The sequence below is a fragment of the Flavobacterium sp. SLB02 genome (assembly GCF_009664855.1).
In the GTDB taxonomy this organism is placed as follows: domain Bacteria; phylum Bacteroidota; class Bacteroidia; order Flavobacteriales; family Flavobacteriaceae; genus Flavobacterium.
The window spans coordinates 112,902-126,455 of record NZ_CP045928.1 but is presented as its reverse complement, the minus strand read 5'-3'; the positions used below and the strand labels follow the sequence as shown (position 1 = coordinate 126,455).

10 protein-coding genes are annotated in these 13,554 nt (G+C 36.3%); 4 read left to right on the top strand and 6 right to left on the bottom strand.

Annotated elements, in window-relative coordinates; translation table 11 throughout:
• The 3 genes from GIY83_RS00580 to GIY83_RS00570 all read left to right on the top strand — a co-directional run bounded on the left by GIY83_RS00580 (position 1) and on the right by GIY83_RS00570 (position 3,964).
• The gene (locus tag GIY83_RS00580; protein WP_194617651.1) at positions 1-1,191 is read left to right on the top strand and encodes an AGE family epimerase/isomerase; all 1,191 of its coding nucleotides are present in this window, start codon (positions 1-3) and stop codon (positions 1,189-1,191) included.
• Between the two features lie 4 nt (positions 1,192-1,195).
• Positions 1,196-2,431 carry a glycoside hydrolase family 26 protein gene (locus tag GIY83_RS00575; protein ID WP_208684068.1) on the top strand — a complete coding sequence of 412 codons (1,236 nt, stop codon included), beginning with the start codon at positions 1,196-1,198 and terminating at the stop codon, positions 2,429-2,431.
• 246 nt (positions 2,432-2,677) lie between these two features.
• A complete protein-coding gene (locus GIY83_RS00570; protein WP_208684066.1) occupies positions 2,678-3,964 on the top strand; it encodes a cellulase family glycosylhydrolase in 1,287 nt (428 codons plus the stop codon).
• Positions 3,965-4,082: 118 nt separating this feature from the next.
• Here the strand turns inward: GIY83_RS00570 and GIY83_RS00565 are convergent, their stop codons facing one another.
• The 4 genes from GIY83_RS00565 to GIY83_RS00550 all read right to left on the bottom strand — a co-directional run bounded on the left by GIY83_RS00565 (position 4,083) and on the right by GIY83_RS00550 (position 10,495).
• Positions 4,083-5,039, bottom strand: coding sequence for an aldo/keto reductase (locus tag GIY83_RS00565; protein WP_208684064.1), 957 nt, complete (start codon positions 5,037-5,039; stop codon positions 4,083-4,085).
• A 259-nt stretch (positions 5,040-5,298) separates the two neighbouring features.
• The gene (bglX, locus tag GIY83_RS00560) at positions 5,299-7,596 is read right to left on the bottom strand and encodes a beta-glucosidase BglX (RefSeq protein ID WP_208684062.1); all 2,298 of its coding nucleotides are present in this window, start codon (positions 7,594-7,596) and stop codon (positions 5,299-5,301) included.
• A 435-nt stretch (positions 7,597-8,031) separates the two neighbouring features.
• Complete coding sequence (locus GIY83_RS00555; RefSeq protein WP_208684060.1) at positions 8,032-9,411, bottom strand: sialate O-acetylesterase; 1,380 nt, start codon at positions 9,409-9,411, stop codon at positions 8,032-8,034.
• Positions 9,401-10,495, bottom strand: a complete 1,095-nt coding sequence (locus GIY83_RS00550; RefSeq protein ID WP_208684058.1) for an SGNH/GDSL hydrolase family protein — start codon at positions 10,493-10,495, stop codon at positions 9,401-9,403. Before GIY83_RS00550 ends, GIY83_RS00555 begins: the two co-directional genes overlap by 11 nt.
• 219 nt (positions 10,496-10,714) lie before the next feature.
• On the opposite strand from GIY83_RS00550, the gene GIY83_RS00545 reads away from it, so the two are divergent.
• Positions 10,715-11,221, top strand: coding sequence for a C40 family peptidase (locus GIY83_RS00545; protein WP_208684056.1), 507 nt, complete (start codon positions 10,715-10,717; stop codon positions 11,219-11,221).
• A gap of 140 nt (positions 11,222-11,361) precedes the next feature.
• Here GIY83_RS00545 and GIY83_RS00540 read toward each other — a convergent pair whose 3' ends face one another.
• Positions 11,362-12,942 (bottom strand): murein L,D-transpeptidase, encoded by a 1,581-nt coding sequence (locus GIY83_RS00540; RefSeq protein WP_208684054.1) that lies wholly within the window; start codon positions 12,940-12,942, stop codon positions 11,362-11,364.
• Positions 12,943-13,104: 162 nt separating this feature from the next.
• The gene (locus GIY83_RS00535; RefSeq protein WP_208684052.1) at positions 13,105-13,527 is read right to left on the bottom strand and encodes a DUF1573 domain-containing protein; all 423 of its coding nucleotides are present in this window, start codon (positions 13,525-13,527) and stop codon (positions 13,105-13,107) included.
• Positions 13,528-13,554 lie beyond the last annotated feature (27 nt).

The window sequence follows — 13,554 nt, the reverse complement described above, 5'->3', positions numbered from 1 at the left end:
GTGTCAATACAACTAAAGCAACTTAAATCTGAATTATCAGACGAACTAGATTCAATTTTAAAATATTGGTCAAAACATACTTTAGACAACGAAAATGAAGGTTTTGTTGGTCAGATTGATTTCAACGATCATATTATCGCCAATACCGAAAAAGGTTCTGTTTTAAATGCGAGAATTTTATGGAGTTTTGCAGCTAGTTATAAAGTCACAAAAAACGAAAACCATAAAAAGATTGCCAAACGTGCTTTTGAGTTTCTTTCAGAACATTTTTATGATGCTGAATTTGGAGGTTTATTCTGGAGTATTAATACTGATAGAACACCAAAAGATACCAAAAATCAAATCTATGCTTTAGCTTTTGCGATCTACGGATTATCTGAATTTTATGCTATTTCTAAAGACGATAAAGCTTTAGAAATAGCCATAAATTTATATTTGAAAATTCAGGAACACAGTTACGATCCTGAACAGAAAGGTTATTTTGAAGCTTTAACCCGCGATTGGCAACCCATAGAAGATTTGCGCTTGAGCGATAAAGATGCCAACGAAAAAAAAACCATGAATACGCATTTGCACATTGTCGAAGCGTATGCCAATTTATTTAAGGTTTGGAAAGACAAAAAACTGCAAAGCGATGTTATTGAATTATTAGAAACAATCGAGGCACATTTCATCAATACCCAAACCGGTCATTTACGATTATTTTTTGATGAAAACTGGATCGAAAAACCAGACGTTATCTCCTACGGTCATGATATCGAAGCGGCTTGGCTTTTATTGCAATGTGCCGAAATTTCTGAAGATGAAACCTTGATTGCTAATTACACCAAACATGCCATTCAGATGGCAGAAGTTACCAAAGAAGGTTTAGATACTGATGGAGCTTTATGGTATGAATTTGATCCTGAAAACAACGAATTAGTAGCCGAAAAACATTGGTGGGTTCAGGCAGAAGCTTTAATTGGTTTTTATAACGCTTATCAATTAACCGGTGATGAAACGTATTTAAACATCGTTTATAAAAACTGGAAGTTTATAAAAAAGTACATTTTAGACAAAGAAAACGGAGAATGGTTTTGGGGAATTAATCGTGATTATTCTTTGATCGAAAAAGACAAGGCTGGATTCTGGAAATGTCCGTATCATAATAGCCGGGCTTGTTTAGAGCTCATTAACCGAATTAAAACTTAAAAAAATGAAAACTACATTTCTGAAAATAGCATTTTTAAGTCTATCAATTTTAGCCGTTTCGAGCTGTTCTTCAAACGATGAATCAGGTCCTGAAATCATCATTGAACCGCCGGTTTTAAACCCAAGCGATCTGTTGACAACACAAAATGTGACAAGCTTTATGGTCGATGCAAATGCCACCAAAGAAACTGTAGCTTTATTTTATAATTTAAAAAAGCTTGCCAAAACTAAAGTTGCCATTGGTCAGCAAGATGCTTTTAATAGTTTTTATCAGGATAATGGCGGTGACTCTGACATCAAAAAAAATACAGGTTCTGATCCTGCTATTTTAGGTTCTGACTTCATGTTTATTACCGATAAAAACAATAACAATCAGGCAGATAACTGGTTTTACCAACAAGAAGAAAAACTTGTAAGCGCTACAAAATCCGCTTACGCGAAAGGAATAATCAATACCTTTTGCTGGCATTTGAGAGAACCTAATAAAGAGGATTCTTTTTATGCAGCCGATATGACGGCAGACCAAAAAGCAACGGCTTTCCAAAGTATTTTGCCTGGTGGAACCAATCACGAATGGTACAAGAAAAAATTAGACAAAATTGCCAGCGTCCTTTTGAATTTAAAAGGTTCGAATGGTGAATTGATTCCGATAATCTTCAGGCCTTTTCATGAATTTGACGGAAGCTGGTTTTGGTGGGGCGCTAATTTTGCCATTGCCCAGGAATATAAAATGGCTTATCAGTTTACAGTTGATTACCTAAAAAATACCAAAGGCGTTCATAATATTCTTTATGCCTTTTCACCTGACAACTCGTATACTACAGAAATCAATTATTTAAGCAGATATCCCGGTGATAAATATGTAGATGTTTTAGGAATGGATAATTATGGTGATTTTGATAATCAAGGCCAATCTGGCGCTGCCAAAGCCAATTCTAAACTAAAGATAATTGCTGATTTGGCTAAAACCAAAGTAAAAATTGCAGCGTTAACAGAAACCGGTTATCAGGTTACAAGTACAAAGACACCAATAACAGATTGGTTTTCGACTTACTTATACAGTGCATTGACATCTAATGATATTGAAGTTAGTTATGTCATGTTTTGGAATAATACTAAAGATGCTTATTTTGTACCAAGTGGGGCTGTTTCTAATGCAGCAGATTTCAAGACATTTGCTGCCAAGCCAAAATCGGCATTGGTGAATTCTTTGCCGAAGATGTATGAATTGCCGAAGTAACACAAAATATGTCATTGCGAGGAACGAAGCAATCACATTAACAATAATCAAGTTTACAAATTAAAAAGATCTGCTACATCAGATTGCTTCGTTCCTCGCAATGACTTAAAAAACCTAAAGCCCTAGCCCTGATAGAAGTGGAAATCCTTTTATTTTTTTTCTTTAAAAAAAATAAAAGATTGAAACGGATAGCAGGACACGAGCAATAGCGACTGACGAAGTAAATAGCTCCTAAAAAAATAACTAATGAAAAATAAATTTCTAAAAACTCTTGTATTCGGTTTAATGTTTTCTGTAATTGCTTGTCAGGCGCAGGAAAGAATTATGGTCAAGGGAACGCAATTTTATAAAGGCGATAAAGCGTACGCTTACATTGGAACGAATTATTGGTACGGAAGTTTACTGGCTTCGAAAAAAGTGGGCGACAGAAAAAGATTGCTTCGCGAACTGGATTTGATGCAGAAAAACGGAATTGACAATCTTAGAATTCTTGTTGGTGCCGATGGTGGGAAATACGATTTTACCGTTCGCCCGGCTTTGCAATACGAACAGGGAAAATACGATGATGATTTGCTTGACGGATTGGATTTTTTGATCAGCGAAATGAGCAAACGCAAAATGTATGCGGTTTTGTATTTGACAAACAACTGGGAATGGTCGGGCGGAATGTCACAATATCTCGAATGGAATGGCAAAGGTGCGATTCCGGTACCAAATATTGCCCCAAATACATGGCCGCAATTTATGGCATATACTCAACAATTTTATAGCTGTGAGCCTTGTATGAAAGCTTTAGAAAATCATGTCAAGTTTATTATAGGAAGAACCAACAAATATTCCAAAAAGAAATATACCGAGGATAACACCATTATGGCGTGGCAAGTGGGCAACGAGCCAAGACTTTTTACGGTAGAAAATGAAGCCAAATTTACATCATGGCTGAATACTATTGTAAATTTGATTGATAGTTTAGATAAAAATCATTTGGTTTCGACGGGTTCTGAAGGAAAAAACAGCTCAAACGACAGCATGGAAATCTTTGAAAGAACACACCAAAATTTGAACATTGATTATTTGACCATGCACATCTGGCCCAAAAACTGGAATTGGTTTAAGGCTGATGATGCAAAAAAAACGATGACAACAACGCTTGATAATGCCGGAAAATATATTGATGAACATATAAAAGTGGCCAATAATCTAAAGCGCCCAATTATTATCGAAGAATTTGGTTTAGGAAGGGAAAACGAAAGTTTATTGGCGACGACATCGACAACAAACAGGGATATTTTTTATAATTATATTTTTAGCAGAGTTGCCGAGAGTGTGAAAAATAACGGTCCGTTGCAGGCGGCAAATTTCTGGGGATTTGGTGGCGAAGGCAAACCGGTTACCCAAGACGGAAAATGGAATCCCGGAGATCCATTAACAACAGATCCGCCACAAGAACCACAAGGATTGAATTCTGTTTTTTCTTCGGATAAATCGACTTTGGATATTGTGAAAAAGTATAATTTGAAATTAAAGAAATAATTTAAAGTACACCTTTATATCTTTTCAAACCCGACAGGTTTTAAGAACCTGTCGGGTTTACTGTTTCGTATAAATGACGGATACGCAAATGCTTCTCTACAGTATATTATAGAATATGTTAGACTAAAATTTTCTCAATCGCATTCAATTCATCCTGCGTAAACTCTAAACTTTGCAAACAATCAATATTATTATTTAATTGTCTCACAGAACTCGCGCCAATTAAAACCGAAGTAATTCGTTTGTCTTTTTCCAGCCAGGCCAAAGCCATTTGCGCCAAAGATTGATTACGGTTTTGAGCGATTTCATTGAGTTGTACTAATTTCTGAATGCGTTCGGGAGTAACCTCATCTTCTTTTAAATGTCCGTTTGGGTTATGCGCTCTGGAATTTTCAGGAATTCCTTTCAGGTATTTATCCGTCAAAAGTCCTTGTGCCAAAGGCGAGAATGCGATGCAGCCTACTCCTTTTTCTTCCAAAACATCCAGTAAACCATTCTCAACCCAACGCTCCAACATTGAATATTTGGCCTGATGAATCAAACATGGCGTTCCTAATTGCTTTAAAACATCCACCGCAACTCGGGTTTGCTCTGCCGAATAATTACTGATTCCCACATACAATGCTTTTCCGCTTCTTACAGCGTAATCCAAAGCCTGCATCGTTTCTTCAATTGGAGTTTCAGGATCAGGACGATGCGAATAAAAAATATCGACATAATCGACTTTCATTCTTTTTAAACTCTGGTCTAAACTTGATAATAAATATTTACGAGAGCCCCAATCACCATAAGGCCCATCCCACATGGTGTAACCCGCTTTGGTTGAAATGATGATTTCATCACGTAAATTTCCCTGAAAATTATGCCATAGAATTTTACCAAAATTAGTTTCTGCAGAACCTGGAACCGGTCCGTAATTATTAGCCAAATCAAAGTGAGTGATTCCTTTATCAAAAGCATCTACAGCAATACTTTCTGCATTTTCAAAATTATCTACTGACCCAAAGTTGTGCCATAATCCTAAAGAAATTTCAGGTAGTAATAACCCGCTTTTTCCGCATCTGTTATATTTCATTATTTTAGTTTAAATTGGTTGGTGTTTTAATAGATTTTAAAGGTAGAAAAAAAGTAGTAAATATAAAGTTGTGTTTTTTTTTAATCTCGCAAAGTCGCGAAGGCGCAAAGTTTTTTAAAATTTTAAGATTGAAAGCGCCCATCTTTAGCCAATGGCTATTAAAAAAATAGAAATCACCACGAATTCACGAATGAATTGTTTAAAAATTCGTGAATTCGTGGCGAAAAAAAACTTAGTGCCTTTGAGCCTTGGCAAAAACCTATTCTTTTATCTCAAAACCACTCTCCAATCCTTTATCAGAACTTCCTCCAACCATGATTTTAAAAGTTCCCGGTTCTACCAAATAATTTCCCTCATTATCATAAAAACCAAGCTCTTTTTCGGTCAAAGTAAAAGTTATGGTTTTGCTTTCCCCTTTTTTCAAATTCACCAATTCAAAACCTTTTAGTTCTTTTATTGGTCGAACAATACTGGCGTATTCATCATGAATGTATAATTGCACTACTTCTTTTCCGTCATAATTTCCAGAGTTTGTTACGGCAACACTAACCTGAACACTTTCTCCCTTTGCAAAAGCAGTTTTATTGATTTCGAGATTTTTATAATCAAACTTCGTATAACTCAATCCAAAACCAAACGGATATTGAGGCGTTTTCTCCACATCCATATAATGAGACCAAAACACGTTTTTATCACTATCAACAGGTCTTCCTGTACTGTATTTGTTATAATAAATCGGCACCTGACCCACATTTCTCGGGAACGACATTGGCAATTTTCCGCTTGGGTTATAATCGCCGTATAAAACCTGCGCAACCGCATTTCCGGTTTGAGTTCCTAATTGCCACGCTTCAACAATAGCCGGAATATGCTCTGCAGCCCACGGAATACTCAACGGACGACCGTTATTCAAAACCAAAACCACATTAGGGTTTACTTTATAAATTTCTTCTAGTAATTCCTGCTGTAATCCTGGTAAATTAAGATCAGTTCTGCTTCTTCCTTCACCGCTTTGAAAACCGTATTCACCTAAAACCATTACCACAACATCAGCATTTTTTGCGGCTGTCTTGGCTGCTTCAAAACTACTTTTATCTGTAGTATTAAAAACTGTTTCCGTTAAAAAAGTAGCTTTTTGCAAAAGCAATTCCAAACCTTTTTCGAATACCAATTGATTGTCTTTGTATTGCTGCATTCCTTCTAAAACCGAAACGGCAGTATTGTCATCTGCAGCAATTCTCCAGCTTCCTAACGGACTATTTTTATCATTTGCCAAAGCGCCAATCAAAGCAATTTTCTGTCCGGATTTTTTTAGCGGAAGTAAACCTTTTTCATTTTTCAATAATACAATAGATTTCTTCGCCATATCCAAAACCCCATCATTATTCGCTTTACTCCCCACAACCACTTTTTCACGTTTTTCATCGCAATATCTATACGGATCATCAAATAAACCAAGCTCAAATTTCACACGCAAAATTCTACGAACGGCATCATCAACCAAAGCTTCTTTTACCTTTCCTTCTTTCACCAAACCAACCAATTTTGCGACATACAAATACGATTCCATATCCATGTCAGAACCTGCGATTATCGCTTTTGCAGTTGCATCGGCTTCATCTTTTGCATAACCGTGAGCAATCATTTCGCGAATCGAAGCATAATCAGAAATTACAAAACCATCAAACTTCCATTTTCCTTTCAGGATATCTCTTTGCAGAAAAACATTTCCCGTTGCCGGAACCCCATTCAGCGTATTAAACGAATTCATAAACGTACGAACTCCCGCCTGAACCGTAGCTTCAAAAGGAGGCAAAACCGAATTATACAATTTCGAATTACTAATGTCAACAATATTATATTCCAATCCCGCCTCTACATAACCGTAAGCCGCAAAATGTTTCGCACAGGCCGCAATCGTATTGACTTTAGCCAGATCAGCAATTGTTTCACCCTGAAAACCATGAACTCTCGCAGTCGCGATTTTACTTCCCAAATATGCATCTTCTCCTGCACCCTCCATCACACGTCCCCATCTTGCATCGTTTGCAACGTCGACATTAGGACCAAAAGTCCAGTTAATTCCAGATGCCGAAGCTTCATCAGCCGCAATCGCCGCCGATTTTTTAATTGCTTCCAGATCCCAACTCGCTGCTTCTGCCAGCGGAATCGGGCTTAACGTTTTATAACCGTGAATCACATCAAAACCTATAATCAAGGGAATCCCCAATCGTGTTTCTTCAACCGCGATTTTCTGCACCGCGCGAACCTCTTTTACACCACGAACGGTCAACATCGACCCAACCCAGCCTTTTCGCAAATGTTCGTATTTCAGTTCCGCAGTTCCCCCTTTTGGAGCCGGTCCCGTTACATCCCAAAATCCGTTATATTGATTCATCTGCCCCACTTTTTCCTCCAGAGTCATCAATGGCAAAAGCAGATCAATTCGCTGCTCAATAGTTTTATTTTTATCCAGATACGGCTTTTTCTGTGCATTCATATTTCCAACAGTAAACAGGGCAAAAACCCCAATAGTTATTATTTTTTTATTTTTCATAATAGTATAATGGTCAGATAGTTTATTTTAAAGGCGCTATCCCGATAGCTATCGGAACTGAGATACTAAGTTTCTTTTGGGCGTGTTCGCCGCGGCGAATCGGGCTATTCGCTTCAAGTCCTCGCACTTCCTTCTTCAGGCTGTGGGCTTTCCGCTGCTATCCCTAACGCGAACGTTGCTAAAAGAACTTTTTTCTCATACGAATTTCTCACAATCTTGTCATCCTGAGGAACGAAGGATCACACAAGAGATTCCGCACAGTAATTCTCAAGTCTTTGTCGGGTTTCTAATGTGATCCTTCGTTCCTCAGGATGACAAACTTTATGTCTCACTTTGCGGGGCTTCGACTCCGCTCAGCCTGACAAAAAGCAAGACAAAAACAAAAAAAATCTGCGTCAATCCATTTAAATCCGCATAATCCGTGGGCAATTACTCTTATTCAGAAATAAAACAAGAAGCCGGTAAATTCGCTTTATTAAACAAATCAGATTGTATCGTATTTCCCCAAGCAAATCTCACTTTTGCAGGATTCACAACTTTTTTACTCACCAAAATCACCTGATTATTTTTTATCGAAGCTTCTGCAGGATAGAAAACTCCATCGGCTCCAGCCAATTCAAATTGATTCGAAGTCTTATTCTTGAAATACAATCCATCAGCAGAATCAAACGAAACGATTGCTTTGTTTTTATCAATCTTAAAATCTTTGTAAAGCGGACTATTCACCAAACCTGAATTGACTTTATAAGTATCTGCCAAAGCGAAGTTTGCCAAACGAATCCCGACCGACTTTTTATTCTTTGGATGAATATCAATCGTGTCCGAAATATCGCTGATCACCACCATTCCGGTTTTAGTAACATCTTTCAGGACTTTTCGTTGAGAATTTCTAACCGTAACATTCGAGAAGTTATTAGAACCCGTTTTATATGGCGCAATTTGAACGAAATAAAATGGAAATTCGTCGTTCCAGGCATTTCTCCAGGATGTAATCAAAGCCGATAATGTTTGATCGTAAACCAATGAACCAACATTCGATTCGCCCTGATACCAAAGTGTTCCGGCAATTTTAAAACCAACAAAAGGATAAATCATGGCGTTATAGGCTCTACCAGGTTGACGCGGCCCATATTCCTGTTCGTTGAGTTTTTTAGCATTTTCTAATAAAACAGGATCGTTCTGCACTACTTCTTCCGGCATCCAGATCTCCGCTGGCGTTCCGCCCCAGTTCGAAGAAATTAATCCTATTGGGACATTTTTTAAATCTTCGCGCAAGCGTTTGGCAAAAAAGTAACCAATCGCGCTAAAGTTTTTCATGGTTTCAGGAGTCGATTCGACCCAGTTTCCCAATAGATTATTTTGAGGCGTTGTAGCCGTTAATTTCGGAACGGTAAAAAAACGAATATTTGGATTCATAGCATTTTTCATTTCTTCCTCTCCATTATCTATTCCCCAACTTACAGACATTTCCATGTTCGATTGTCCGGAACAAACCCAAACTTCTCCAATCAGAATATTTTTAAGAATTACTTCATCATATCCTTTTATCGAAATTGTGTAAGGTCCTCCCGCTTCAGGCGTTTTTATATGCAGTTCCCATTGTGCCTGATTATTCGCTACGACTTTATATTCCTGATTGTTCCAGCCCGAAACCAATTTGATTTCTTCCTTAGGATTCGCCCAACCCCAAATTTTCACTTCGGAGTTGCGTTGTAAAACCATATTATCACCAAAAATATTCGGAAGTGTAACGTTTGCCATCATAGTACTGGAAATCATCAGAATGAAAACAAACTTAAATATATTATTTTTCATTTAGTAACTTTTTTAAAAACGGAGCATATTCCTGAGCCAAAACCTTATGATCCGCCACATCAGGATGCCCTGAACAGCCTTTTGGCGTCATTGGTTTAAATTTGAAAACAACAATTGGTTTATGAGTCTTATCTTCTGCGAAAGCCGCTTTTACTTTGTTCAGACAATCTTCAAAAACAATCGCTCTTTCGCCGTTTATCATTGGACTATTAGTGATCACAATTTGCGCATTAGGATTGTACTTGTACAACATTTTGATAAAGTTGATATAATTCGAAACGTACTTTTCCGGATTAAAAGGCAAACGTTCTTTTTTACCATCTCCGCTAGAAAAATCATTGGTTCCTAATGCCATGCTGATAATATCAGGCTGAAAAGCAAAATCATATTTAGGTTTAGAATTGTCTTTCGTTAAATATAAATTCTGATAAACGTCAGGCATAATTCCTTCGTCTTTATTCTCATCATTCCAGTTTCTATACATTCCAATTCCCGAAACCGAACTCATCAAATAATCAACACCAATTGCTCGCGAAAGTACAGGCCCGTACGCATAATAGCCATTATGATGATCAAAATACTCGCCTTTATCACAAGGAACATCTGATGGATCACTTGCTGCTCCACAGGTAATGGAATCTCCAATAAACTCGATTTTCTTTTTCTTTTTTGCAGTAATCGAAGTCAGTTTTGCCGTTGTTCCCGCAAATAGAATTCCACCGCTATGCGCTTCTGTAGTTTTATAAATTTCTAAAGTATGTTCTTTTTTATTTGAAGTAATTTTCACGGGGAAAGATTGCGCTGCCCCTTTTTCGATTCTTAATTTCCCAATATATTTCCCATCCAAAACCAAAGAAACATAATTATGATGTTCCCATGAATCAATACTTTGAAGTGAAATCGAACACTCGTTCCCCCTAAAATTAAAAGAAACCGAAGAAGCTGTTCCTATTAAAACAACTGTATTATCGGAAAGTTTTTCAACACGACCCTGATACAGAAAAGTTTCTGTTTTACTTTGTGAAGTTGAAACAATCGAAATCAGCAAAAATGAAATTAAAAATGCTATTTTTTTGAGAAACATAATTTATTTGTTAAAATATAAATACGATTCACAAATATATCTGAAATACGATATACAAAAAGATACTAAAACATCAAAAAGCAATAAAAAAACACCAAAATAAAAAGATGTATCTTCCGTTCTTATTACTCATCCACTGTTTCTTTGTATAACATTGTTTTTGATATTCAAAAGCAAGGCTATATATTTGTAAACAAAATCTTATAATTATATTTTAAAATGAAATCATCCCTATATATCGCATTTGCAGCTACGATTGTATGCTCTTCTTTTACTTTACAAAAAGAAAATAAGTCCACTAGTCATCAAACCGAAAAATTACAAACGACAATAGAACGTGATTCTATTATTAGCTATGCCACACAATATCTAGGAATACATTATTTATACGCAGGAAATGATCCCAAAAAAGGATTTGATTGTTCTGGCTTTGTCAATTATGTTTTCCAACATTTTAAGGTTAGCGTACCAAGAAGTTCCAGTGGATATAAAAATCTGGGAATTTCAAAAAAACCGGAAGATTTTAAAGTTGGAGATGTTTTAGTTTTTTACGGCTACAAGAACAGAAACGTTGTTGGGCATGTCGGAATCATTTGCGAAGCCAATGGCATGAATTCTAAATTTATCCACGCCTCATCAGGAAAAGCCGGCAGCGTAACGATTAGTGATCTGGACTCAGAACATTATAGCAAACGATACTATAAATGTGTTGATGTACTTCCTTGATTTTTTTTTCACGCAGATTTAAAAAGATTTCAGCAAATGCGCGCAGATTTATTTATTCTGATAATTCAAAAAATCAAATTAAATCTGCTTTTATCTGCCAGATCTACGTGAAAATTACTGTAGTTAGCAACAAACCATTTCTATTCTTCGGTAAGTAATTTGATCAAACTTTCATCTCTTTTATAAACATCTTTATAAAAGTTCAAATTACCATCACGATCAACCCAAGCGGTAAAATAACCGATGTAAACCGGGATTTTCTTTTTTAGCGTATACCAGCTTTCTTTACCGGCATGCATCGCTTTATCAATTCTCTCCGGAGTCATACTTGGATCTTGTTTCAAAAGTTCGATGGCTAATTCTCTTGGTTTGCCTACACGAACACATCCGTGACTAAAAGCCCTGTTTTCTCTTTCGAACAAACTTTTTGCCGGCGTATCATGTAAATAAATGTTATTTGAATTCGGGAATAAAAACTTCACCAAACCAAGCGAATTGTTTTTTCCGGGTAACTGACGAACTGCACCATTATTCCATTCCAGATTTTTCTGAGCTAAATAATTCTTGTTTTTTGCCATTCCCGGTTTGATCTCACTTTTGATGATGCTTGGAGGCACATTCCAATACGGACTAAAAACAATATTATTCATCATTCCGCTAAAAACTACGGTTTTGGTCATTGCTCTTCCTACCACAACAGGGGATACAAATGCAATTTCATGATTGCGGATCAAATACAATCTAAACTCCGGAATATTAACCTCGATGTATTCTTTCCCTTTTTCGAGCTCAGGGTCAATCCATCTGCAACGTTCCATGTTGGCAATAATTGTCTTGATTCTATCCGAAACAGGAACATTCAATTCCGCAATATGTTCCGGTAAAATAATATTTTTTGGTGTTAAACCGTGATGGAATTCGTAGCTTCTGATTCCTTTTATCAATGTCGAATCACAAATATTGCTTTTGCTATTTTCTTTAAGATCACCCGTTATGTAAAGCCTTTCTCTAATTTGCCCAATTGCAACAACAGAATCTCCCAGTTTAAGGCTTTTAAAATCTTCACCGGTTTCGATAGTTTTCCATCCTCCTTTTTTCTCAATCTCTCTGTATTGATGAAGCGCGTCACGAAGCTTATAATACTGACTGAACATTTTGCTTTTTTTGTCGTCGCTAATAGTCGCTTTTTTATAGATAGAGTCCGAAAAAACCTGATAGTTTACTTTTTTTCGAGGTAAAAGCCATTCTAATGATCTGGTCGTTTTTTCATCTACACCGGAAACTTTCTGCGCATAATAAAAATACAGATTGGTAATCATCAAATCGGTATCAGTTTGCGACAATTTGTTTTCGGCTGTATGCTCAAAAATAGGACTGATCTTTTCGTTGTAAGGAAAATTCGCTTTTAAGCCTTCCTGATCTAATCCCTTATATTTATTGAATAATGTATTCCCGTATTCTACAACACCTTTATTATCGAGCCATAACTGGGTAGATTTGTTTTTCTTGTATAAAGCCAGAACCTCGCTCTGAAATTTAATCAATTTAGGATATGCCTGATAAAACGTTGAAATGCCAGAACTATCAATTGTAATTTTAAGTTCGGGAACCACTTTTTCTGAAGTTTTTTTTGATTCTTCTGTATTCTTTTCTGTTTTCTTATTACAGGAAACAGCAGCAAAAATAAGGACTACAGCAACAAGCGGATAGAAAATTTTCATAATATTTTTTTAAATAAAAATAGAAAAGTTTTGGAGAAAACAAACCATTTATAGAAAAATTAATCCTGACTTTACAATCTGATTTTTACTTCGCGAAAAAGCATAAAAAAACTCCGAATACATTACATATCCGGAGCTTCTACTTTATAACCAACCTTTATTTTAGATTACCGTTCCTTTTAAAGTAAGTACTTTTGGAGTAGTCTCCGCACTTGTTGTTACAGTAACTGTTTTTGTAAAACCACCTTTGTTGGCTGCATTATACGTTGCTGTTACTTTAGCTGATTTTCCAGGTAAAATAGGCTCTTTTGTATAATCTGTTGCAGTACAACCACAAGATCCCTGAACGTTTGTAATAACAACCGCAGTTTTTCCTGTATTTTTAAATTCGTAAACAATTGCTTTTGGCGTTCCTTGCGGAATTTGACCTACATCAATTGTTTCTGTTTTCCATACAATTGTAGAAGCTGTTTCCAGAACAATATTGGTCTCAGTTTCAGAAGTCATAGATTGTATTGGTGCAATTGCTGAAAAAGACATTAAGCTTAAAGCTAAGGCTAACATCGAAATTTTAATCATTTTCATAGTTATATAATTTAATGGTTTATAGTT

What these genes read in the sequence shown, in the direction of transcription:
- GIY83_RS00575 (WP_208684068.1), top strand. Translation starts at nt 1,196, where the DNA reads ATGAAAACTACATTTCTGAAAATAGCATTTTTAAGTCTATCAATTTTA.
- GIY83_RS00570 (WP_208684066.1), top strand. Translation starts at nt 2,678, where the DNA reads ATGAAAAATAAATTTCTAAAAACTCTTGTATTCGGTTTAATGTTTTCT.
- GIY83_RS00565 (WP_208684064.1), bottom strand. Translation starts at nt 5,039, where the DNA reads ATGAAATATAACAGATGCGGAAAAAGCGGGTTATTACTACCTGAAATT.
- bglX (WP_208684062.1), bottom strand. Translation starts at nt 7,596, where the DNA reads ATGAAAAATAAAAAAATAATAACTATTGGGGTTTTTGCCCTGTTTACT.
- GIY83_RS00555 (WP_208684060.1), bottom strand. Translation starts at nt 9,411, where the DNA reads ATGAAAAATAATATATTTAAGTTTGTTTTCATTCTGATGATTTCCAGT.
- GIY83_RS00550 (WP_208684058.1), bottom strand. Translation starts at nt 10,495, where the DNA reads ATGTTTCTCAAAAAAATAGCATTTTTAATTTCATTTTTGCTGATTTCG.
- GIY83_RS00545 (WP_208684056.1), top strand. Translation starts at nt 10,715, where the DNA reads ATGAAATCATCCCTATATATCGCATTTGCAGCTACGATTGTATGCTCT.
- GIY83_RS00540 (WP_208684054.1), bottom strand. Translation starts at nt 12,942, where the DNA reads ATGAAAATTTTCTATCCGCTTGTTGCTGTAGTCCTTATTTTTGCTGCT.
- GIY83_RS00535 (WP_208684052.1), bottom strand. Translation starts at nt 13,527, where the DNA reads ATGAAAATGATTAAAATTTCGATGTTAGCCTTAGCTTTAAGCTTAATG.